Origin of the sequence: Arthrobacter sp. 8AJ (assembly GCF_902506025.1) — a bacterium.
Taxonomy (GTDB): Bacteria; Actinomycetota; Actinomycetes; order Actinomycetales; family Micrococcaceae; genus Arthrobacter.
Genome location: NZ_LR733289.1, coordinates 831,857 through 853,612 on the forward strand (window position 1 = coordinate 831,857; position 21,756 = coordinate 853,612).

At 66.8% G+C, this 21,756-nt stretch carries 15 protein-coding genes and 2 pseudogenes; 10 read left to right on the plus strand and 7 right to left on the minus strand.

The window, feature by feature from the left end:
• Nucleotides 1–61: 61 nt before the first annotated feature.
• Complete coding sequence (locus BACI349Y_RS03880) at nucleotides 62–1,567, minus strand: nucleobase:cation symporter-2 family protein (RefSeq protein ID WP_159630638.1); 1,506 nt, start codon at nucleotides 1,565–1,567, stop codon at nucleotides 62–64.
• 148 nt (nucleotides 1,568–1,715) lie between these two features.
• Nucleotides 1,716–2,624 (minus strand): factor-independent urate hydroxylase, encoded by a 909-nt coding sequence (pucL, locus tag BACI349Y_RS03885; RefSeq protein ID WP_159630640.1) that lies wholly within the window; start codon nucleotides 2,622–2,624, stop codon nucleotides 1,716–1,718.
• Between the two features lie 348 nt (nucleotides 2,625–2,972).
• Between pucL and BACI349Y_RS03890 the strand changes: the two genes are divergently transcribed.
• Both BACI349Y_RS03890 and BACI349Y_RS03895 read left to right on the plus strand, forming a co-directional pair.
• A complete protein-coding gene (locus tag BACI349Y_RS03890; RefSeq protein ID WP_159630642.1) occupies nucleotides 2,973–3,173 on the plus strand; it encodes a hypothetical protein in 201 nt (66 codons plus the stop codon).
• A gap of 172 nt (nucleotides 3,174–3,345) precedes the next feature.
• Entirely contained in the window at nucleotides 3,346–4,311 is a 966-nt protein-coding gene (locus BACI349Y_RS03895; RefSeq protein WP_159630644.1) for a glycoside hydrolase family 16 protein, read from the plus strand.
• A gap of 60 nt (nucleotides 4,312–4,371) precedes the next feature.
• Here the strand turns inward: BACI349Y_RS03895 and ligD are convergent, their stop codons facing one another.
• Both ligD and BACI349Y_RS03905 read right to left on the minus strand, forming a co-directional pair.
• Nucleotides 4,372–5,616, minus strand: coding sequence for a non-homologous end-joining DNA ligase (gene ligD / locus BACI349Y_RS03900; RefSeq protein WP_159630646.1), 1,245 nt, complete (start codon nucleotides 5,614–5,616; stop codon nucleotides 4,372–4,374).
• A 39-nt stretch (nucleotides 5,617–5,655) separates the two neighbouring features.
• The gene (locus tag BACI349Y_RS03905; protein ID WP_201302386.1) at nucleotides 5,656–7,032 is read right to left on the minus strand and encodes an 8-oxoguanine deaminase; all 1,377 of its coding nucleotides are present in this window, start codon (nucleotides 7,030–7,032) and stop codon (nucleotides 5,656–5,658) included.
• Nucleotides 7,033–7,436: 404 nt separating this feature from the next.
• On the opposite strand from BACI349Y_RS03905, the gene BACI349Y_RS03910 reads away from it, so the two are divergent.
• The 8 genes from BACI349Y_RS03910 (at nucleotide 7,437) to BACI349Y_RS03945 (ending at nucleotide 17,886) form a co-directional block, all read left to right on the plus strand.
• The gene (locus tag BACI349Y_RS03910) at nucleotides 7,437–7,931 is read left to right on the plus strand and encodes a nucleoside deaminase (protein WP_159630648.1); all 495 of its coding nucleotides are present in this window, start codon (nucleotides 7,437–7,439) and stop codon (nucleotides 7,929–7,931) included.
• A gap of 6 nt (nucleotides 7,932–7,937) precedes the next feature.
• The gene (locus BACI349Y_RS03915) at nucleotides 7,938–9,512 is read left to right on the plus strand and encodes an NCS2 family permease (protein ID WP_159630650.1); all 1,575 of its coding nucleotides are present in this window, start codon (nucleotides 7,938–7,940) and stop codon (nucleotides 9,510–9,512) included.
• A 97-nt stretch (nucleotides 9,513–9,609) separates the two neighbouring features.
• On the plus strand, nucleotides 9,610–10,833 hold the full coding sequence (locus tag BACI349Y_RS03920) for an XdhC family protein (protein WP_159630652.1): 1,224 nt from the start codon (nucleotides 9,610–9,612) through the stop codon (nucleotides 10,831–10,833).
• Complete coding sequence (locus tag BACI349Y_RS03925; protein ID WP_159630654.1) at nucleotides 10,824–11,759, plus strand: FAD binding domain-containing protein; 936 nt, start codon at nucleotides 10,824–10,826, stop codon at nucleotides 11,757–11,759. The genes BACI349Y_RS03920 and BACI349Y_RS03925 overlap by 10 nt, the downstream gene beginning before the upstream one ends.
• A gap of 2 nt (nucleotides 11,760–11,761) precedes the next feature.
• Nucleotides 11,762–14,593 carry a molybdopterin-dependent oxidoreductase gene (locus BACI349Y_RS03930; protein ID WP_159630656.1) on the plus strand — a complete coding sequence of 944 codons (2,832 nt, stop codon included), beginning with the start codon at nucleotides 11,762–11,764 and terminating at the stop codon, nucleotides 14,591–14,593.
• A 90-nt stretch (nucleotides 14,594–14,683) separates the two neighbouring features.
• Nucleotides 14,684–15,664 (plus strand): aldo/keto reductase, encoded by a 981-nt coding sequence (locus tag BACI349Y_RS03935; protein WP_159630658.1) that lies wholly within the window; start codon nucleotides 14,684–14,686, stop codon nucleotides 15,662–15,664.
• A 23-nt stretch (nucleotides 15,665–15,687) separates the two neighbouring features.
• A complete protein-coding gene (locus tag BACI349Y_RS03940; protein WP_159630660.1) occupies nucleotides 15,688–16,341 on the plus strand; it encodes a uracil-DNA glycosylase in 654 nt (217 codons plus the stop codon).
• A 54-nt stretch (nucleotides 16,342–16,395) separates the two neighbouring features.
• Nucleotides 16,396–17,886, plus strand: a complete 1,491-nt coding sequence (locus BACI349Y_RS03945; protein ID WP_159630662.1) for an HNH endonuclease signature motif containing protein — start codon at nucleotides 16,396–16,398, stop codon at nucleotides 17,884–17,886.
• A 19-nt stretch (nucleotides 17,887–17,905) separates the two neighbouring features.
• Here BACI349Y_RS03945 and nboR read toward each other — a convergent pair whose 3' ends face one another.
• From nboR to aceE, 3 genes and pseudogenes are all read right to left on the minus strand, one after another.
• Complete coding sequence (gene nboR / locus BACI349Y_RS03950) at nucleotides 17,906–18,547, minus strand: nicotine blue oxidoreductase (protein ID WP_236560715.1); 642 nt, start codon at nucleotides 18,545–18,547, stop codon at nucleotides 17,906–17,908.
• A gap of 24 nt (nucleotides 18,548–18,571) precedes the next feature.
• A pseudogene (locus BACI349Y_RS20510) lies at nucleotides 18,572–18,844 on the minus strand (hypothetical protein); the annotation flags it as partial.
• Nucleotides 18,843–21,452: pseudogene (aceE, locus tag BACI349Y_RS03955) on the minus strand (pyruvate dehydrogenase (acetyl-transferring), homodimeric type); the annotation flags it as partial. The pseudogenes BACI349Y_RS20510 and aceE, both read right to left, overlap by 2 nt.
• Nucleotides 21,453–21,756: the final 304 nt, after the last annotated feature.

The following is a 21,756-nucleotide window of genomic DNA, read 5'->3' on the forward strand; positions in this document are numbered from 1 at the left end:
GACGACGGCGGCCCGCACCTTCGCTGGAAGGTGCGGGCCGCCGTCGTTCGCGGGGTCCTTGCTAATGTTCTGGTGCCTTTTCGGCTGACTGGACGGGGACTTCCTTGCCGTCGCAGTCGATCAGCTTGCCGTTCTCGAACCGGTCACCTTCTGCCAGACAGTGGAGGTCTTCGGCGCGCACCAGGCGCTCGGTGCCGGCCACGAACACGGACTGGTTGTCCGAATTGCCGGCCCGGAGGTGGTTGAACAGCAGGTTCAGCAGGATGGCCATCACGGCGGCGGAGCTGATGCCGGAGTGGAAGATGGTGCCGAACCACGTGGGGAACTGGTCGTAGAAGGTCGGGGCGGCGATGGGGATCATCCCGAAGCCGATGGAGGCCGCCACCACGATCAGGTTCATGTTGTTCTTGTAGTCCACCTTGGACAGGGTCCGGATGCCGCTGGCCGCGACCGTCCCGAAGAGAACGACGCCGGCGCCGCCCAGGACGGGGGTGGGCACCGCTGCGACCACACGGCCCAGGACGGGAAGCAGGCCAAGGACCACCAGGATCACGCCGCCGGCGCTGACCACGAAGCGGCTCTTGACGCCCGTGATGGCCACCAGCCCCACGTTTTGGGCGAAGGCGCTCTGGGTGAAGGAGTTGAAGAGCGGGGAGACGGCGCTGGAGAGCATGTCCGCGCGCAGGCCGTTGCCGATCCGCTTGGAGTCCACCTTGGTGCCCACGATCTCTCCCACCGCGATGATGTCCGCGGAGGTCTCCGTGAGGGTGACCAGGATGACGATCAGCATGGAGATGATGGCGGCGACCTCAAACGTGGGCGGGCCGAAGGCGAAGGGGGTGGGGAAGGCGACGATTTCGCCCTGGCCCACCTTGGAAAAATCGGCCATGCCGAAAACGACGGCGATCAGCGTGCCAAGCACCATGGCCAGCAGGATCGACAACCGCGAAATGGCGGCGCTGCCCACCTTGCTCAGGAGCAGGACGATGCCCATGGTGGCTGCGGCCAGGCCGATGTTTGCCACGCTGCCGTAGTTGGGTGCCTTGTTGTTTCCGCCCATTGCCCAGTTGGCTGCGACCGGCATCAGCGTCAGGCCGATGGTGGTGATCACTGTGCCGGTGACGACCGGTGGGAAGAACCGGATGATCTTCGAGAACAGCGGTGTGATCAGCAGCCCGATCAGGGACGCTGCGATGACAGAGCCGAAGACAGCCTGGATTCCGCCGCCGCCGTGGACGATGGCCACCATGGTGGAAACGCCTGCGAAGGACACGCCCTGCACCAGGGGCAGCTGGGAACCGAAGAAGGGGACGCCGACGGTCTGCAGGATGGTGGCCAGGCCGCCAACGAAAAGGCAGGCAGCAATGAGCAGTCCGATGTCCTGGGAATTCATCCCCGCGGCGGCACCGATGATCAGGGGCGGGGCGATGATGCCGCCGTACATGGTGAGGACGTGCTGGAAGCCGTAGGCAAACATGCTTCCGATCGGGAGCCGCTGGTCTTCCGGACGGGCCGGCCGGGCGCCTCGCTGGGCGGCGGAAGGGGCCAGTTTCTTCTTGATGTTCATGGCAGACTTTCTTGGTTCATGGCAGACGTCATCGTCTGGCTAACTGGTGTCTGGCTAACAGGTAAGGCTGTGGGAGGTGCTTCAGGGTTTGGCGGTTGAGCCTGCGGGTCGCGAAAACCCGGCAGGCTCAACCACCTGGTGGAGTGCTTTAGCAGAAGCCGGCGATTCCAGACCAGGCTGCGGGCGCCGCGGTGGCGTCGTCCCGCTGGACGGTGGCCTCGATCAGGCCGTACGGACGGTCGGCCGCGAAGAAGACCTCGTTGGGGTTGTCCAGGCCGAACGGCGAGAGGTCAACCAGGAAGTGGTGCTTGTTGGGCATGGAGAACTTGATCTCGTCGATTTCGCTGTGCGCCTCAAGCACTTTGGTCCCCATGTCGAACAATGTCTGCTGCAGGGCGTGGGAGTACTTCTCCGTGAAGCCTTCGAGCAGGAGGCCCTTGACGTCGTCGTAGCTCTTGTTGAAGTCCAGCGCGCTGAAATCGGTGCCGGTCTTGAAGCGCCAGCGGGCTGAAACGTCCGTTGCCAGGATGCGGTCGGTGGTCTCGGGCAGGGTGGTGTAGCGGTCCCGGGGGTAGCCAACAAAGCCCGACTGGGTGGACTTGAGGACGGTCAGGTCCTTCAGTCCGGAGATGAGGTGGCTGGTGGCGCCGTCCCGGACCAGGACCGCGGTCCGGACTTCCTGGCCGTTGCGGACGAACGAGTGGTCGTGTTCGCTGCCGTGGGCCTGGATCCGGTCCCAGGCGTAGGACTCGGCTTCCCAGCGTCCGCCGGTGACCCAGTCGAAGCTGGAGGTGAAGTGCTCCCCGAGGCGCAGGAGGAACTCTTCCGGCGAGCCGATGCCTTCCCGGGCAAAGGCGTAGATGGTGTTCTTCTGGGTGTCGGTGGCCACCACGTGGGCGTTGTCGCCCTCCAGGTGGGCCGCTGCAAAGTCGCCGCGCAGCTGCGAGGTGACATTCAGGTCCTCAATCTCGTGGCGGTTCGTGTCGCGGGTGATCTTGACGACCCGCACTTCTGCCTTGCCGTACTGGTTTTCGCCGAGGATGATCTTGCTGCTCATGGTCTTTTCCCAACTTCCGGTAAGTGGAACCTAGGTTCCATCACTGAAATTAAGCGCGCGTTTCATGCGCGTTTCCGATGGAGCCGACCCAACAAAAAAAGAGCCGGCATCCGTTGATGCCAGCTCATTACGACCCTGCCTGCTGCTCCCAGGTTACGTGACCTGCGCCACGAGTTGCATACCAGCGTACCCCTGCAATCCGGTGGTGTACATCACAGACTGAAAATTCCGTTTGTGACCGTCCGGGCGCCGGGAGTGTAGGGCTGACCTCTTGACCGCCTCCCAGTGCCCGCCTATTCTTTTCACATAGCAGAAATTGCTTTCCATAATATGAAAAAGGAGGTTCCGATGTACCAGCAAGACAACCATCCTGTTCCGGCAGCACCGTCCGCAGGGCCCGGTGCGCAGGAGTTCTACCTCCCCCTCGGCGGAGGAGTCGACCCTGATCTGTACGTGCCGGAGGAGCGCCTCCACTCCACCGGGCGCCTGTCCCGGTGGATCCAGTCGCTGCGTACCCCGGCCGTGAAAGCGCGTAAAAGCCGTCCCTAAAGCTGAGTAGCCGCTACTCGGGACTGGCGTGGGAAATTCTTCTAGCCTTGCACGATAGACAGCCGACCGTGGGCTTGGAGGCTTCGTCCTTGGTCTGGCCATCGCCATTACGTGCGAGGGAAGGACAGCGATGCCACAAGCCACAGCCCGCTTACTGCAGGTCCTGTGCTGTGTGCTGGTCGTTGCAGGGCTCTCGGGCAGTGCCATGCTGCAGGCGGGGCAGCCTGATGCCTCACCGCCCGGACAGGAGGCGTCGGTGGCCGGTACCGACCCCGGGCCCGCGCTTTCGGATTCCACCGGTGGCACTGGTGCGGAACAGCCGGCCGCTCCGGGCGGGCCTGACGCGTCCGCTGCCCAGCCGCCGGCGGCGGAGCAGCCCAGCGCGGAAGAACCGGCCAAAGCCCAGGAAGCCCCCGCCGATGGCCCGGTAAGTGAAGCCCTGGTCAAGGGCACCCCCGTTGTGGCCAGCAAGGAGGGCGGTCCGCTCGGCCCTCCGGGAGCGTGGAAGCTGGTGCTCGATGAGGAATTCGACACCCTCAACACCAGTCTTTGGACTCCCTACTGGTTCCGTGACTGCCATCCCGGATCGACAAAGAACGGGGTCAAGACCTGTTCCAGCAATGTCAAAGTGGAGAACGGAAACGCGGTCCTGCAGCTGTCCGACGCAGAATCGGGCGCGCTGCTGTCCACCAATCCCAAGGACGGCGTTCCGGGCCATGTGGGGTTCCAGTACACCACCGGCTACGTTGAGGCCCGGATCTACTTCCCGGGAACCTGCTCGGGCGGTATCTACAACTGGCCGGCCTGGTGGACCACCGGCCAAAAGTTCCCCGCCACCGGCGAGATCGACATTGCAGAACCCCTCGCCGGGACCATGACCACGGTCTATCACTCTGCGGACAGGGATCCCGCAAAATGGTTCATTGGATGCTGGGCGGGCGGCTACCACACCTACGGGGTGCACCGGAAGGCCGGCGTCAACGACGTCTACTTCGACGGGAAGCTTGAGTTTTCCTACCCCACCAGCGACGGCAATGCCCCGCACTACCTACTCCTGAATGTCGGCATCAACCCAGACAAACTGGTCCTGGGCAAAACCGGAGCCATCAAGGTGGACTGGGTGCGGGCCTGGCAGTAGCCCGGAACTTGCCCTCCGGCTGCCAGTACCCCAGTTGCCGGTTCCCCGCGTGCTCGTTCCTCAGTGGCCGGGCCGCCCCGGCCACTGCTTGCCGGCCCAGGGGTCGTAGTCGGCGATGAGCTCCTCCTGCGGCGGCCGCTCGCCGTCGGGGACGTGCTGCAGGTTGACCCGTACCCGGTACCAGAGCGAGCTGGACCCGCGCATCCCGTCGACCAGGATGTCGGCAGGCTGCAGGGAATCCACGACGGCGGCGTGCCGGGACTTCCATTCGTCGAGCGCAGCCAGCGCTTCCGGCTTGGTCCTGGTCCGGGCCACTTCGATGAGCGGCATCAGCGACTGGCGGCGGCCGGAGCCGTTGCCGCTGCGCGGAGCCTTCTCCGCCGGACCCAGTTCCTTCGCCAGGGCCAGCAATCCATCCAACGATCCGGCCGCCCCGTCAATGCCTGCGTGCGGATCGCCGGTTTCTGCAAACCGCTTCAGCATCGTGGGAACAGTGAACTGTCCAGGCCGGGCCGTGCGCATCTCCTCCCACGTCAGCGGCGCTGAAACGCGGGCATCCGGCAGTGGCCTGACTGAGTAGGCGGACGCGACCGTACGGTCCTTGGCATTCTGGTTGAAGTCCACGAAGACGCTCTCGCCGCGCTCCTCCTTCCACCACCGTGCCGTCGCAAGGCCGGGAGCCCGGTTTTCCACTTCCCGTGCCAGGGTTTCGGCAGCCAGCCGGACATCGGAGTAGGACCACTCCGGGGCAATGCGGACCAGGATGTGAAGTCCGCGCGACCCGCTGGTCTTGGGCCATCCCACCAAACCCACGTCATCGAGCACCTCCTGGGCCACGTACGCCGTATCCACGATCTGCGACCAGTCCACGCCCGGCATGGGGTCAAGGTCCACCCGCAGTTCGTCCGGGTGTTCCAGGTCCTCTGCCCGCACGGGATGCGGGTTCAGGTCCAGGCAGCCAAGGTTGATGACCCAGGCCAGGCCGGCGGCATCCCGGATCACGGCTTCCTCGGCCGAGGTCCCGGACGCGTAATGCAGTGTGGCGGTACCAATAAAGGGCGGGTGGTTTTCCGGCACGCGTTTTTGGAAGAACGGCTCGGCGTCAATGCCTTTCGGGAACCGCTTGAGCACCATGGGCCGGCCGCCCGCGCCCCGCAGTGCGCCCTCCGCCACTGCAAGGTAATAGCGCACCAGGTCGAGCTTGGTCAGCCCCGGCTCCGGGAATACCACCTTGTCCGGGCTGGAGATGCGGACTTCGATTCCATCGATGTCGAGAACCTCGGGCGGCGTCTTTGACGGGGTCATGCCGCCACGGTAGCAGCGGCCCGGACCGCTGTCAGCCGTTCACCGGCCGCCGTTGACCAGGCGCCGTGCCGCGGCTGAGTGCTCCGCGATAAGCCCCGGTATGTCCAGCCCCGGGATCTGGCCGTCCACCACCCGCCACTTCCCGCCGACCATCACCCGGTCGGCCCTGTCGGCGGCGCAGAGGAGGAGGGCGGCGACGGGGTCGTGGCTGCCGGAGAAGCGCAGCTCATCCAGGGTGAACAGCGCCAGGTCGGCCTGCATCCCGGGTGCCAGCTGACCCAGTCCCCGCCGGCCCAGCACGGCAGCCGAGCCGCGGGTGGCCCAGCCCAGCGCCCGCTCCACCGGAACGTCGGCCCCGTAGCGCAGCCGCTGCAGGTAGAGCGCCTGGCGTGCTTCCAGGATCATGTTGGAGGCATCGTTCGACGCCGAACCGTCCACGCCGAGCCCCACCGGTACCCCGGCATCCTCCAGTTCCAAGACCCGGGCTGTACCGGAGGCAAGCCTCATGTTGGAGGTGGGGCAATGCGCGACGCCGGTCCCCGCCGCACCGAGGCGGGTGATCTCGGCGTCGCTGAAGTGGATGCCGTGGCCCAGCCAGGTGCGGTCCGTCAGCCAGCCCACGCTGTCCAGGTAGTCCACCGTGCGCAACCCGAACATCTCCCGGCAGAAGTCCTCCTCGTCAAGGGTCTCTGCCAGGTGCGTGTGCAGCCGGACGTCCAGCCGTTCAGCGAGGGCAGCGCTTTCGGCCATGATGTCCTTCGTGACCGAGAACGGGGAGCACGGGGCCAGGGCGACCTGGATCACGGCGTCGTCGCCGCGCTCGTGGTACGTGGAAACCAGGCGCTCGCTGTCCGCCAGCACCACCTCCGGATCCTGCACCGTGGACTGTGGCGGCAGGCCGCCGTCGTCGGTTCCAAGGGTCATGGAGCCGCGGGTCAGTGTGGCCCGCATGCCCAGCCGGCGCACTGCTTCCACCTCGATGTCAATGGCATCCTCGAGCCCTGCCGGGAAGAGGTAGTGGTGGTCCGCTGCGGTGGTGCAGCCGGACAGCAGCAGTTCGGCGAGGGCAGCCGTTGCGGCCAGTTCCAGGTCCTTGGGAGTGAGCCGCGCCCACACTGGATAGAGGTTCTGCAGCCAGGGGAACAGTGGGGCGTTGGCCACCGGGCCCCAGGCGCGGGTGAGGGTCTGGTAGAAGTGGTGGTGCGTGTTGACCAGGCCGGGCAGCAGTACGTGGTTGCCGGCGTCGAACACTTCGGAACAGGGGGCGGACGGCTGCTGCCCCGCGGCGAGGACTTCGGTGATGACGCCGCCGCTGACCGCGATACCGCCGGAAGCGTCGAGGGAGTTGGCGGTAAACGCGGCCAACGGATTCCTGATCCAGAGCCGGCTGATGGGGGCAGGGGAGGAAGTGGTCATGGGCTGTCCTTGTCTGAGCGGGATGCGGTGCAGTAAATCCAGCTCAGTGAGGCCCTGTCTGCTGATCCAGGTTCTCGTGCCGTCGGGCGGCGCGGGTGCGACCAGAGTAGGGAAACGGCCTGGCCTGCGTCAATGCCTCTGTTTGTGACCGCGGAGACGGACGGGCCGGTGAAGAGCGCGAAACATAGATTTCACATCGCGAAATTAAATTTCCAGAAAACTATGGCGCGGCCCACAAAGCGGTGCTAATCTCGATTCTGCCAAAGGCGGGCGCCCGAACCCGGGAAGCTATCTACCAGGCGCAACTTAACCTTCACAGCACATGCTGAAGCCTGGTAACCGTTCGCACCTGGTTCTACTGGTCCTGCGCGGCAACAGGCTTCCCGGCAAAAGGAAGTCGCATCATGAGTACCACCGTCACGGCCGAACAGTTTTTGGCCCGCTCCATCCGGCTGGCAACGGCCAACGTCCTCAACAGCGGAGGCCCGTTCGGCGCCATGATCGTCACGGCGGACGGCAAGACGTTCGACGGCGTCAACCGCGTCACTGCGGACAACGATCCCACCGCCCACGCTGAAGTCACCGCCATCCGCACCGCTTGCCGCGAGCTGGGGACCTTCGACCTCAGCGGCGCCACCCTCTACACCAGCTGCGAGCCGTGCCCCATGTGCCTGGCCTCCGCACTCTGGGCACGGGTCAGCCGCGTTGTCTACGCGGCGGACCGCCACGACGCCGCCTCGGTCGGCTTCGACGACGCAGTGTTCTACGAATACTTCGACAACCAGGACAGGGATTCCCTGATGCCGGTTTCCAAGCTGGAGCTGGGCGATCCCCAGGCCCCGGCCCCGCTGGAACCGTTCACCACCTGGAACACGCTCGAAACCAGGATTGACTACTAGGGCCCGGTGGCTGACATGACAATCCTGGACAATTCCGCTGAAAAGCAGGCTGCGCTGCTCCCCAACGGGAACAACAGCGCAGAGCCCGCAGCGGCACGCGAAACGCAAAAGGCAACCGGACGGACGCGGCTGGGAAGCACCCCGCCGGCGCCGGACTCCCTCCTGGACCGGTTCTTCCACATCACGCAGCGCGGCTCAACCCTTGCCCGCGAATTCCGTGGCGGCCTGGTCACCTTCTTCACCATGGCGTACATCGTCATCCTCAACCCCCTCATCCTGGGCGGGTTCAGCGCGGACAACGCCCCCACCGACGTCGCCGGGGGCTGGCTCTCCGCCGCGCAGGTGGGCGCCGTCACCGGCCTCACCGCCGGCGTCATGACCATCCTCTTCGGCCTCATCGCCAACCTGCCGTTCGGGCTCGCCGCCGGACTGGGCATCAACTCCTTCCTTGCCGTCTCGGTGATCCAGGAAGTCACCTGGCCCGAGGCCATGGGCCTGGTGGTGATCAACGGCATCCTGATCGTCCTGTTCGGCGTCACCGGCGCCCGGACCGCCATCTTCCGGGCCGTCCCCAAGGAACTGAAGGCCGCCATCACCGTCGGCATCGGCCTGTTCATCGCCTTCATCGGCTTCGTGGACTCCGGCTTCGTCCGGCCCACCGCGGGCGGCCCGCCCGTCCAGCTGGGCGACGGCGGCTCCATCACCTCCGTGCCCACGCTGGTGTTCGTCGTCGGCCTCCTTGCCATGGGCATCCTCGTGGCGCGCAAGGTCCAGGGCGGACTCCTGATCGGGATCGTCGGCACCACCGTGCTGGCCGCCGTCGTGGAAGCAGTCATGAAACTGGGCCCCGCCAGCGCCACCAACCCCGGCGGCTGGCACCTGAACACCCCGGTCCTGTCCGGCCAGCTGGTGTCCGCCCCGGACCTGGGCCTCGTAGGCCACTTCGACCTCTTCGGCTCCTTCGCCAGGATCGGCGGACTCGCAGCCACCATGCTGGTGTTCACGCTCGTGTTCACCAACTTCTTCGACGCCATGGGCACCATGACCGGCCTGGCCAAGAGCGCCGGCGTCGCCCACAAGGACGGCACCTTCCCACGGCTGAAGTCCGCCTTCATCGTGGAAGGCTTCGGCGCCGTGGCGGGCGGGGCCACCTCCGGTTCCTCCAATACCGTCTACATCGACTCGGCAGCCGGCATCGGCGAAGGTGCCCGCACCGGCCTGGCGTCTGTGGTCACCGGCGTCCTGTTCCTCGGCTCGATGTTCCTCACCCCGCTCACCAGCGTGGTGCCGCTCGAGGTTGCCGCCGCCGCCCTGGTGGTGGTGGGCGCCATGATGATGGCGCAGATCCGGGAGATCAAGTTCACCAAGTTCACCGTGGCCCTGCCGGCTTTCCTCACCATCGTGACCATGCCATTGAGCTACTCGATCGCCAACGGCATCGGCGTGGGCTTTGTGAGCTGGGCCGTGATCGGGGCGGCATCCGGCAAGGCCAAGAAGATCCATCCGCTGATGTGGGTGGTGAGCGCCGGGTTCCTGGTGTACTTCGCCCGCGGGCCGATCAACGCCCTGCTGGGCGGCTAAGCAGTGCCCTTTCCTTCCGGGGGCCGTGCCAGCCCTTGGCCCGGCCCCCGGAAGGACCGACAATTGACACCACCGCTGCGGAAGAAGGAGCGACGCCATGCTTGACCTGATCCCTTCGCTCGGCCCCTGGGTGCCCCGGCTCGCAGCCCGGGAGTTCGCCGTGGCCACCATCGTGGCGGCCTCCGGGTCTGTGCCGCGGCCCGTGGGAACGTCCATGCTGGTCGCCGGTTCCGGTGACGTGCTGGGCAGCTTGTCCGGCGGCTGCGTGGAAGGCGCCGTGGTGGCGCTCGCCCAGGAGGCAATGGACGACGCCGTCCCGCGCCACGGGACCTTTGGCTTCAGTTCCGCAGACGCCTTCGCGGCCGGACTCACCTGCGGGGGAGAACTGGGCATCCAGATCCAGCCCGTGCCCGCGGCCGTGCCTGGCGAAATCCCGCACCCGCTTCGGGCCGCCCTGTTGCAGCTCGCCGGCCTGGGTCCGGCCCACCCCGTGGCGCTGGTACGGCTGCTCGGTACTCCAGGAGGTGCCGCCGTCGTCCTCTCCGATCCGGGCGCCTTCCGCCTGGCAGCATCTTCGGAGCTGGCAGCGCTGCTGCACGGGGAACCGGCCCTGCAGGTGGAATCCCTGGTGCGCAGCGGCGGTGCCGGGCTGGTCCGGCTCCCGCAGCCGGGCGAATGCGGTCCGGCCAAGTCCGGCGACGCTCAACCTGCCGCGGAACCCGCCATCCTGGTGGAGTCCAGGCTGGCCCCGCCGCGGATGCTGGTATTCGGCGCCAACGACTTCGGTGCCGCACTGGTCCCTGCAGCCAAGCTGCTGGGCTACCACGTGACCCTCGTTGATGCCCGGCCAGCCTTCGCGTCCCAGCCCCGGTTCGCGGCCGCCGACCAGGTGGTCACCGACTGGCCGCACCGCTACCTGGCAGCGGAAGCGGCGGCGGGCCGGACGGACAGCCGCACCGTGGCCGCCGTCCTCACCCATGACCCCAAATTCGACCTCCCCCTGCTGGAAACGGCGTTGGCCATGGACCTTGCCTACGTTGGCGCCATGGGGTCCCGGCGGAGCCACCTCCAACGGGTTGAGCAGCTCCTTGACGCGGGAGTTCCACCGGAGCGGATCGCCCAGCTCCACTCACCCATCGGCCTTGACCTCGGCGCGGTCACTCCCGCCGAAGTGGCGGTATCCGTGACCGCGGAACTGATCGCCGCGCGCACCCGCGCAGCCAGCTGCCAGCCGCTGCGGGAAACCTCCGGCACCATCCATCACCACCCGGCTGCCCCGGCGCCCACAGACCTTAATACGCAGGAGATCGCATGGACATGAACACCATCGAGGCGGTGGTCCGCACCACCGACCCCGCACAATGGCGCGACGGCGACGCCTGGCTTGCCGGCGGCACGGTCCTTTTCTCCTACGGCAGCTATGCGTTTGGCCCGCAGCCGCTCAAGCGGCTGCTGGACCTCGGCGACGCCGGCTGGACGCCCATCACCGTCAACGAAGACGGGATTGAGCTGGCAGCCACCTGCACCATCGCGCAGCTGTACGCCGTGCCCGGTACCCCGGAGGTGACCGGCCGCACGTGGCCAGGGCTGGACCTGGTCCGTGCGTGCTGCGATTCATTCGTGGCGTCCTTCAAGGTGTGGAACATGTCCACGGTGGGCGGCAACCTCTGCACCTCGCTGCCCGCAGGCCCCATCATCTCGCTGTGCGCCGGACTGGATGGCGTGGCCACCGTCCTCGCGCCAGGCGGTTCCAGCCGTACCGTCCCCGTGGCGGAGTTCGTCACCGGGGATGCGAAAAACTGCCTGGCACCCGGCGAGCTGCTTCGCAGCGTCCACCTGCCGGCGTCGGCCCTTTCCGCCCGCGTGGCCTTCCGGCGCCTGTCCCTCAGCAACCTGGGCCGGTCCGGGGCGCTGCTCATCGGACGACTCGACGGCGACTCCTCCCTAACCCTGACGGTCACCGCCGCCACCAAGCGGCCGGTGCAGCTGCGCTTCGACACGCTCCCGGACGCAGGCCGGCTGGCCGCCGCGCTGGATGACCACATCCCTGCCGGGCTCTACCACGATGACATCCACGGCCTGCCTGCCTGGCGCCGGGACATGACCTCCCGGCTGGCCGAGGAAATCCGCGCAGAACTCGCCGCACCCGCCGGTGCCCACGATGTTCCTGTCTCCGGCGACTTCTGGCCGCCCCGGGCCGGCGACAGGCCGGCCGCCGGGACTACCACATTGCCGAAAGGGGCCTGAGCATGGCCATCGAGATCAACGGAACCCCCGCCGACGCGGACCCGCGCCCGGGGCAATGCCTGCGGACGTTCCTGCGCGAGCAGGGCAACACCGGCGTGAAGAAGGGGTGCGACGGCGGAGACTGCGGTGCCTGCACCGTGCACGTGGACGGGACGCCGGTCCACAGCTGCATCTACCCGGCAGTACGCGCGGAGGGCCATGCGGTCACCACGATCGAGGGGCTGGCCGCCGCCGGTGGTCCCGAGGGGGAGCTGCACCCGGTGCAGCAGCAGTTCATGGAACGCCAAGGCTTCCAATGCGGCTTCTGCACGGCGGGCATGGTGATGACGGCCGCCACGTTCGACGACGACCAAAAGGAGAACCTGCCCCGGAACCTCAAAGGCAACCTTTGCCGCTGCACCGGCTACCGCGCCATCGCCGACGCGGTCTGCGGGAACGCCGGCCACCCCGATCCCCAGGGACCGGGGTCCGGGATCGCAGGGGAGGGGCAGCCTGACCCGGAGCCGGGCCGTTTGGGCGACGACGTTCCCGCGCCTGCCAGCCGGGCGGTGGTCACCGGGACCGCCCGTTACACCCTGGATCTCCCGGGTGACCAGCAACGGGCACTGCTGCACCTCAAGATCCTGCGTTCGTCGCACGCACACGCCCGGGTGGTGTCCATTGATACGGAAGCAGCCTTGAAGATTCCGGGGGTGGTGGCGGTCTTCACGCACGAGGACGCGCCGGAGCAGCTGTTCTCCACCGCCCAGCACGAGCTCTTCACCGACGACCCGGACGATACGCGGGTGTTGGACGACGTGGTGCGCTTCATTGGCCAGCGGGTGGCCGCCGTCGTCGCCGAGTCGGTGGGCGCCGCGGAGGACGGGGTGCGGGCGCTCCAGGTGGAATACCAGGAACTGCCCGCCGTCTTCTCGCCGCAGGACGCCCTGCGTCCCGGCGCGCCGTTGGTCCACGGGGACAAGGATGCCGCCCGCTCCCGCATCTCGCGGCCGGACGGCAACGTGGTGGCGGAACTGCACTCGGAGTTGGGGAGCGTGGCTGACGGCTTCGCCGCCGCCGATTTTATCCACGAACAGACCTACCAGACCCAGCGGGTGCAGCACGTGGCACTGGAAACCCACGCTGCCATCGCGTCGGTGGACGCCGAAGGGCGGCTCCAGGTCCGCACGTCCAGCCAGGTCCCGTTCCTGGTCCGCCGCACCCTGTGCCGGGTATTCGGTTTGCCGGAAGACAAAGTGCATGTGGTGGCCGGACGCGTCGGCGGTGGATTTGGCGGCAAGCAGGAGGTCCTTACCGAGGACCTCGTGGCGCTCGCGGCCCTGAAGCTGCAGCGGCCGGTCCAGCTGGAACTGACCCGCACCGAGCAGTTCACCGCCACAACCACCCGGCACCCGTTCACCATCAAGCTGAAGGCCGGGGCCAGCAGGGAAGGTCGGCTGACCGCGCTCGAACTGGACGTCGTGACCAACACCGGCGCCTACGGCAACCACGGCCCCGGCGTCATGTTCCACGGCTGCGGCGAATCCCTGGCCGTGTACAACTGCGCCAACAAGAAAGTGGACGCGCATTCGGTCTACACCAACACCGTGCCGTCCGGTGCGTTCCGCGGGTACGGGCTGAGCCAGATGATCTTCGCCATTGAGTCCGCCATGGACGAGCTCGCCGCCGGAATCGGTATGGACCCGCTGGAGTTCCGCCGGCGCAACATGGTCCGCGAGGGCGACCACATGCTGTCCACCCAGCCGGACCCGGAGGAAGACGTCCACTACGGCAGCTACGGACTGGACCAGTGCCTGGACCTGGTCCGGGATGCCCTGGACCGCGGCAAGGCCAGGTACCGGGACGCAGGCCTGGATGACCTTGGACCCGACTGGATGGTGGGTGAAGGGGCCGCCCTGTCCATGATCGACACCGTGCCCCCGCGCGGCCACTTTGCCCATTCCCGGCTCCGGCTGCTGCCGGACGGGACGTACCAGGCCGACGTCGGGACCGCCGAGTTCGGCAACGGCACCACCACCGTGCACGCCCAGCTGGCGGCTACAGCCTTGTCCACGGAGGCCTCCAGGGTGGCGGTGCGGCAGTCGGACACCGACCTGGTGGAGCACGATACGGGTGCGTTCGGCTCCGCCGGCACCGTGGTGGCCGGCAAGGCGACCCTGGCAGCCGCGGAAGAGCTGGCTGTCCGGATCCGCGCCTTTGCCGCCGGGATCCGGCAGACCCAGGCGTCCGCGTGTGTCCTCGACGGTGACGCCGTGGTGGTCGACGGAACCCCCGTGGCACTGGCTGAACTGGCGCAGGCCGCCGCGGATGCCGGCGTCGAACTGGCCGCGGAGGGGCGCTGGGGCGGTACACCGCGCTCGGTCGCCTTTAACGTGCACGGCTTCCGGGTGGCGGTAAACCGCGGCACCGGCGAACTGAAGATCCTGCAAAGCGTGCAGGCAGCGGACGCCGGGGTGGTGGTCAACCCGCGCCAATGCCGCGGACAGATCGAGGGCGGGATCGCCCAGGCCCTGGGTGCCACGCTGTATGAGGAAGTGGTGGTGGACGACGCCGGAAAGGTCACCACGGACATCCTGCGGCAGTACCACATCCCTACGTTTGCGGACGTGCCGCGCAGCGAGGTGTACTTCGCCGACACGAACGACAAGATGGGTCCGCTGGGGGCGAAATCCATGAGCGAAAGCCCGTTTAATCCGGTGGCTCCGGCGCTTGCCAACGCCATCCGGAACGCGACGGGAGTGCGGTTTACGTCCCTGCCCATTGCCCGTGACCGGATCTACCTGGGGCTCAAGGAAGCGGGACTGGTGCCCGGGCTGGAACAGGTTCCTGCATAGGACCACGCCGGGGGCCACATGCGGCTCCCGGGGTGGGCCCCGGGCGGGGCGGATCTGACCCCGGCTTGCATCGTTGCATATAGTCGGGGGATGGAACAGCGGATTTTAGGCAAGACCGGACGGAATGTGTCCATTGTGGGGCTCGGCACCTGGCAGCTCGGCGCGGACTGGGGCAACGTGGACCCGGCGCAGGCACAGGCGATCCTCGCGGCTTCCATGGAAGCGGGAGTCACCTTCTTTGACACCGCCGACGTCTACGGTGATGGACGCAGCGAGCAGGCCATCGGGAAGTTCCTGAAGGAGAACCCGGGCCTCGGCATTACCGTGGCCACCAAGATGGGCCGCCGGATGGAACAACAGCCCGAAAACTACACCCTGGCCAACTTCCGCCAGTGGGTGGACCGTTCCAGGAAGAACCTGGGGACGGACACGCTGGACCTGGTCCAGCTGCACTGCCCGCCCACTCCCGTCTACAGCAACAACGAGGTCTACGACGCACTGGACACCCTGGTGTCCGAGGGCGCCATCTGCAACTACGGCGTCTCCGTGGAACGCACGGACGAGGCCCTGGAAGCGATCCGCCACGAGGGAACCGCTTCCGTCCAGATCATCCTGAACGCCTTCCGGCTCAAGCCGCTGGACGAAGTCCTGCCGGCCGCCAAAGCCGCAGGCGTGGGCATCATTGCCCGTGTTCCGCTGGCATCGGGCCTGCTGTCCGGCAAATATTCCAAGGACACCACGTTCGCGGAGAACGACCACCGGAACTACAACCGCAAGGGTGAGGCCTTCGACGTCGGGGAAACCTTCTCCGGCGTGGACTACGAGCTGGGCCTGAAAGCTGTGAAGGAGTTCGAGCAGCTGGTGCCGGAGGGCGCCACCACCGCCCAGGCTGCCATCGCCTGGATTGCTGCGCAGGACGGGGTCAGCACCGTGATTCCGGGCGCCCGCAACGTGGAACAGGCCCGTGCCAACGCGGCCGCGGCTGGCGTCAGCATCGGCAAAGAGTTCGACGACGGCGTCCGCTGGATCTACGACCACTACTTCCGCGAGGCCATCCACCCGCGCTGGTAACTACAGCGTCCAAGGTGGCTGGAGTGGAGCCTGCTTCCGGCATCGCGGCATTCGTTGAGCAGCTTGCAGTGGTCGACACGGGTGCTGCGGCCAACAATTTCTTCAACCACGCAGTTCCGGAGAATGCGCTCCGGCGGCACAACCTGCAGCTCTACCTGCAGGAGATGCTGGAACGCCGGCCCAAGGTACTGCTGGTGGGGGAGGCGCCCGGCTTCAGGGGCATGCGGATCACCGGGGTGCCCTTCACCAACAGGGTCATCCTCGGAGGGGCCGCCAACAGCTTTGGGCTTTTCGGCCCTGGCAAGGGCTACGTGCTGCCGCCCGAAGCTGCGGGAGTTGCCGCGGAGCCCACCGCCACCGTGCTCTGGCAGGTCCTGGAAGAAGTGGGGTTCCTTCCACTGCTGTGGAGTGCCTTTCCCTGGCACCCGCACCAACCGGGAAATCCCTTGTCCAACCGCACGCCCCGGCCCTCCGAGACCAAGCTCGGCACGCCTTTCTGGCAGGAGCTCGCGGAACTGTTCGGCATCAGTACCATCGTGGCCGTAGGCAACGTGGCCCAGCACAGCCTGCAACGCAGCGGCCTGGACGTACCGAAGATCCGGCATCCCGCCCACGGTGGCAGGTCCGGTTTCAAACTGGGGCTGGAGCAATTGCTGGAGCGTGGGATGCCGGCCTGAGCTGATTCTCCGCGTCCGGTCTTGAATGTCGTACCCCTTTGTCATGATGGGTTTATGGGGAAGGCGGCGGTGGCGAGGGCGTTCGAGGAGATCAAGGCTGCCCTTGCTGTGCTGAATGCTGAGGTGGACGGGGCCGGTGCGGTGCCTTTTTCTGCGGCTGACCCGTTGGCTGGTTTGGCGGATGGTTGCCTGGAGATTCTGGCCGGGACCCGTGAGGTGGAGGCCGGGATCGCTGGGTTGAAGGCGAGAGCTGCCGTTGGGTATGTGGAGAGCGCCGCTGCTGTTGCGGGGCCGGATGTTCCGGTGCAGGCGCAGGAGACGGCGGTCGCGGCGGAGATCGGGTGTGTGCTGGCTCTCGGTCCGCGGGCGGCGTCGTCGTTCCTGGTCACCTCGCACGCGGTCACGGCGACGTTGCCGCGAACGTTGGAGGCGTTGCAGGCCGGGGCGATCTCCTGGAGCCACGCGGTGGTGATGGCCGATGAGACAGCGTGCCTCGATCCTGATGGGGCTGCGGCGTTGGAAGCCCATTTCCTGGACCCGGACGCCCCGGACCGAGCGCGGGGGTGCCCGGTGGGGCAGTTGCCGGCGCACCGGTTCAAGGCCAAGGCCCGTACCTGGCGGGAACGCCACCAGGCCGGGTCCATCGAAAAACGCCACGCCAAAGGCGTGGCTGAGCGGCGGGTGGAGTTCCGGCCGGACCAGGACGGGATGGCCTGGCTGTCCGCGTACCTGCCCGCGGACCAGGCCCTGGCCGGGTGGAACCGGCTCACCGTGGCCGCCCGGGGCAGGCAGGGACCCGGCGAGGGCAGGACCCTGACCCAGCTCCGGGCCGACACTTTCACCGAGGCGATCCTCACCAATGGCACCACGAACGACGCCGAAACCCGCGGCAGCAGTAGCGTCACCGAGGGCGCGGGTGCCGCCCGGGACCATGGGCAATCACCGATCCGGGCGCAGGTGCTGGTCACGGTCCCGGCGTTCTCCCTGCTGGGCCAGACCGACGAACCGGCCATGCTGGACGGGTACGGTCCCATCCCGCCGTCAATGGCCCGGCGGCTCGTCGCTGGCGGTGCTGGCTCGTTCTACCGGGTGCTGGTGGACCCTCGGGACGGGGCACCACTGGAAATCGGCCGGACAAGCTACCGGGTCACCAAAGCCATGCGGGCCTGGCTGCGGCTGCGGGACGGCAAATGCCCGTTCCCGGGCTGCAGCAACAACTCCCTGGACAACGACGCCGACCACATCCTCGCCTGGGCCAACGGCGGCACCACCGGAATCAGCAACCTGGGACAGCCCTGCCCAAAACACCACAAACTCCGCCACACCACCGCATGGAAACCCACCCCCGCCACCAAGAACGAACCACCCGGCTGGACCTCACCCACCGGCCGCCACTACCAAAGCGAACACCAGGACTGGGAACCACCACGCTGGCCGGATCGGAAGTGGCCGGACGGAAAGTGGCCGGGCAGCGTCGACCTCGTTCGCCATGGCGCGTCCCCCTGGGAGGATGCCCTTGAGCGGTTCCTGCGGGCTCACGCCTGACGGTCTCCGGGTGCTGGTGCTACTGGAGAAGGCCAAGCTGGTCCGGTGTATCCACGTCCTCGCCCGTGTCCTGGTCGCTGCAGTCAACCTCATCCACAAGGTCCGGGTGGCTCCGCAGGAAGCCACGGGCCCCGGCGTCACCCGTCACCGTTGCACACACGGCGTCGCGCAGGGAGGCGTCGATGACCAGGGGATGCCCGCGGCGGAGCCCCGCCGCACCGCCGTCGTTGGAATCACGACGGCCGTACGCGGCCGCGGTGATCCGCCCAGGGCGGTGGCAGGACAACAGGCGGTGCACTGTTTCCAGTGTCAGGCCCGGCTGGTCCACCAGCGCGACCAAGAGATGGTCTGCCGGGTCCGCGGCCTGGTTGCCGAGCAGGAAGGAACTGCCCATTCCTGATTCCCATTCCGGGTTGGTCTGCACGCGGCAGCCGTCCAGCCTGGTGGCAGCCTCAACCTGGGCCGCACCTGCACCGAGGACCACCACCACCTCCCGGCAGCCACCGTCGAGCAGTGTTCCGGCGATGGCCTCCACCAAGGGGCGTCCCCGGTACGGAAGCAGGGCCTTCGGGCCCAGCCCCAGGCGTGTGCCCGCCCCTGCGGCGAGCACCACCCCGGTGGTCATCATTCCCGCTGAACCGGTCCCGCTTCCGTCACCCATAGCTGCACCCTACGGGAGCAACGCTCAGGCGTCGCCACCCGCCCCACCGGTGGTGCCGGCGTTGACGTCCAGGAGTTTGTAGCGGTCCATGGCGTACGACGGCGCGCCCTCCTCCACGTCGCCCCTCGCCGCGAGCATCTGCAGGACTTTCACCACGATGGAGTGGGTGTCGTTCTTGAAGAAGCGGCGGGCTGCTGCGCGGGTGTCGGAGAAGCCGAAGCCGTCGGCGCCGAGGGTGGCGTATTCGTTGGGGACGAATTGCCGGATCTGGTCGGGGACGGCTTTCATGTAGTCTGTCGTTCTTGAAGAAGCGGCGGGCTGCTGCGCGGGTGTCGGAGAAGCCGAAGCCGTCGGCGCCGAGGGTGGCGTATTCGTTGGGGACGAATTGCCGGATCTGGTCGGGGACGGCTTTCATGTAGTCCGAGACGGCGACGATGGGGCCGGTGGCTCCTTCGAGTTGCTGGGTGACGAACGGGACGCGGGCGGGTTGGCCGGGGTTGAGGAAGGCTTCCTCTTCGGCGGCGAGGCCGTCGCGGCGCAGTTCGTTCCAGGAGGTCACGGACCAGACGTCGGCGGAGACGTTCCAGTCATCGGCCAGCACGCGCTGGGCTTCGATGGCCCAGGGCACGGAGACGCCGGAGGCAAGGATCTGTGCCTTCGGTCCTTCACTACTCGACGCCGACACCCGGTAGATGCCGCCCAGCACACCCTGCACATCGAGGTCCTGAGGCTCGGCCGGCTGCACGATCGGTTCGTTGTAGACGGTGAGGTAGTACATGACGTTCTTGTCGCCGTTGTGTCCCTCGGACTCTTCCCCGTACATCCGTTCCAGGCCGGAGCGGACGATGTGTCCGATTTCGTAGCCGTAGGCGGGGTCGTAGGTGAGGACGGCGGGGTTGGTGGAGGCCAGCAGGGGGGAGTGTCCGTCGGCGTGCTGGAGGCCTTCGCCGGTGAGGGTGGTCCGTCCTGCGGTGGCGCCGATGATGAAGCCGCGGGTCATCTGGTCTCCGGCGGCCCAGAAGGCGTCGCCGGTGCGCTGGAAGCCGAACATGGAGTAGAACACGTAGACCGGGACCAGGGGTACGCCGTGGGTGGCGTAGGAGGTTCCGGCGGCGGTGAAGGCTGCCACGGCGCCTGCTTCGTTGATGCCGGGGTGGATCAGCTGACCGGCGGGGGATTCCTTGTAGGCCAGGACCAGGTCCCGGTCCACCGACAGGTAGTTCTGCCCGGCGGGGCTATAGATCTTCGCCGTCGGGAAGAACGCGTCCATCCCAAACGTGCGGGACTCGTCCGGCACGATGGGCACAATCCGGTTCCCGAACTTCTTGTCGCGGAGCAAATCCTTGAGCAGGCGCACGAACGACATGGTGGTTGCGGCCATCTGCTTGCCTGAACCGCGCTTTGCCACCTCATAGGACTTCGCGTCCGGAAGATCAACCGCCTGGTGTCCGCCGCGGCGTTCGGGAACCGGCCCGCCCAATGCGCTCCGCCGTTCAAGGAGGTAGGCAATCTCGGGTGCATCGAATCCCGGGTGGTAGTAGGGAGGCCGGTACGGGTCGGCGTCGAGTTGTTCATCCGAAATCGGAATGCGCAGGTAATCCCTGAAGTCCTTAAGATCCTCAACCGTCAGTTTCTTCATTTGGTGTGTGGCATTCCTGCCTTCAAACCTGGGGCCCAGGCCGTAGCCCTTGACGGTGTGGGCGAGGATGACGGTGGGTTTGCCCTTGAATTCGGTGGCGGCCTTGTATGCGGCGTAGACCTTGCGGTAGTCGTGGCCGCCGCGTTTGAGGTTCCAGATCTGGTCATCGGTGAGGTCCGCGACGAGGTCCTTGGTCTGCGGGGTCTTGCCGAAGAAGTGTTCGCGGACGAACCCGCCGGACTCTGCCTTGTAGGTCTGGTAGTCGCCGTCGACGGTTTCGTTCATGATCTTTACCAGGGACCCGTCGGTGTCGCGGGTGAGCAGGTCATCCCACTCCCGGCCCCAGACAACCTTGATCACGTTCCAGCCCGCGCCGCGGAAGAACGCTTCGAGTTCCTGCATGATCTTGCCGTTGCCGCGCACCGGGCCGTCCAGGCGCTGGAGGTTGCAGTTGATCACGAAGTTCAGGTTGTCCAGATTCTCGTTCGCTGCCAGCTGCAGCAGGCCCCGGGACTCGGGCTCGTCCATTTCACCGTCGCCCAGGAACGCCCAGACCTGCTGGTCCGAGGTGTCTTTCAGGCCCCGGTTGTGCAGGTAGCGGTTGTTCTGGGCCTGGTAGATCGCGTTCATCGGCCCGATGCCCATGGACACGGTGGGGAATTCCCAGAACTGTGGCATCAGGCGCGGGTGCGGGTAGGAGGACAGGGCGTGGCCCTCGCGGGACTTTTCCTGCCGGAACCCGTCCAGGTCTTCCTCGGACAGGCGTCCTTCCATGAATGCCCGGGCGTACATGCCGGGGGAGGCGTGGCCCTGGAAGAAGACCTGGTCCCCGCCGCCGGGGTGGTCCTTGCCGCGGAAGAAGTGGTTGAAGCCGACCTCGTACAGGGTCGCGGCCCCGGCGTAGGTGGAGATGTGTCCGCCGACCCCGATATCGGGCCGCTGCGCCCGGTGCACCATGACCGCGGCGTTCCACCGCATGTACGCCCGGTACCGGCGCTCGAACTCCTCGTTGCCCGGGAACGCAGCTTCCTGGTCCACCGGGATCGTGTTCACGTAATCGGTGGTGGTCACCATCGGCACACCCACGCTCTGCGCGCCGGCGCGCTGCAGCAGGCTCCGCATGATGTATTGGGCACGCTCGGTGCCCTGTTCCCTGATCAACGCGTCCAGGGACTCAACCCACTCGGCAGTCTCTTCCGGATCACGATCAGGCAGCTGGTTAGTCAACCCGCTGAGGATATGGGAGGTATCTTCTCCTGCAGCCACGGGTGCCCTGTTCCCTGATCAACGCGTCCAGGGACTCAACCCACTCGGCAGTCTCTTCCGGATCACGATCAGGCAGCTGGTTAGTCAACCCGCTGAGGATATGGGAGGTATCTTCTCCTGCAGCCACGGCAGCCTCTTTTCGTCATTGAATGCGGTAGGCAATATTTTCGTATTGCGAGAAAATATTATTGCTAGATGAGATTACTGCCAGCCTGTCGGCCGGTCAACGTGATGGGTGCCACCAGCGCGGGGATTGCCGCGCGCGGCCCCGAAGGAACGCATTGTGACCAGGCTGGGCACCCTG

Bases quoted from the DNA above. Each gene is read 5' to 3' on its own strand.
- BACI349Y_RS03880 (WP_159630638.1), bottom strand. From the start codon at position 1,567: ATGAACATCAAGAAGAAACTGGCCCCTTCCGCCGCCCAGCGAGGCGCC.
- pucL (WP_159630640.1), bottom strand. From the start codon at position 2,624: ATGAGCAGCAAGATCATCCTCGGCGAAAACCAGTACGGCAAGGCAGAA.
- BACI349Y_RS03890 (WP_159630642.1), top strand. From the start codon at position 2,973: ATGTACCAGCAAGACAACCATCCTGTTCCGGCAGCACCGTCCGCAGGG.
- ligD (WP_159630646.1), bottom strand. From the start codon at position 5,616: ATGACCCCGTCAAAGACGCCGCCCGAGGTTCTCGACATCGATGGAATC.
- BACI349Y_RS03905 (WP_201302386.1), bottom strand. From the start codon at position 7,032: ATGACCACTTCCTCCCCTGCCCCCATCAGCCGGCTCTGGATCAGGAAT.
- BACI349Y_RS03910 (WP_159630648.1), top strand. From the start codon at position 7,437: ATGAGTACCACCGTCACGGCCGAACAGTTTTTGGCCCGCTCCATCCGG.
- BACI349Y_RS03920 (WP_159630652.1), top strand. From the start codon at position 9,610: ATGCTTGACCTGATCCCTTCGCTCGGCCCCTGGGTGCCCCGGCTCGCA.
- BACI349Y_RS03925 (WP_159630654.1), top strand. From the start codon at position 10,824: ATGGACATGAACACCATCGAGGCGGTGGTCCGCACCACCGACCCCGCA.
- BACI349Y_RS03930 (WP_159630656.1), top strand. From the start codon at position 11,762: ATGGCCATCGAGATCAACGGAACCCCCGCCGACGCGGACCCGCGCCCG.
- BACI349Y_RS03935 (WP_159630658.1), top strand. From the start codon at position 14,684: ATGGAACAGCGGATTTTAGGCAAGACCGGACGGAATGTGTCCATTGTG.
- BACI349Y_RS03945 (WP_159630662.1), top strand. From the start codon at position 16,396: ATGGGGAAGGCGGCGGTGGCGAGGGCGTTCGAGGAGATCAAGGCTGCC.
- nboR (WP_236560715.1), bottom strand. From the start codon at position 18,547: ATGGGTGACGGAAGCGGGACCGGTTCAGCGGGAATGATGACCACCGGG.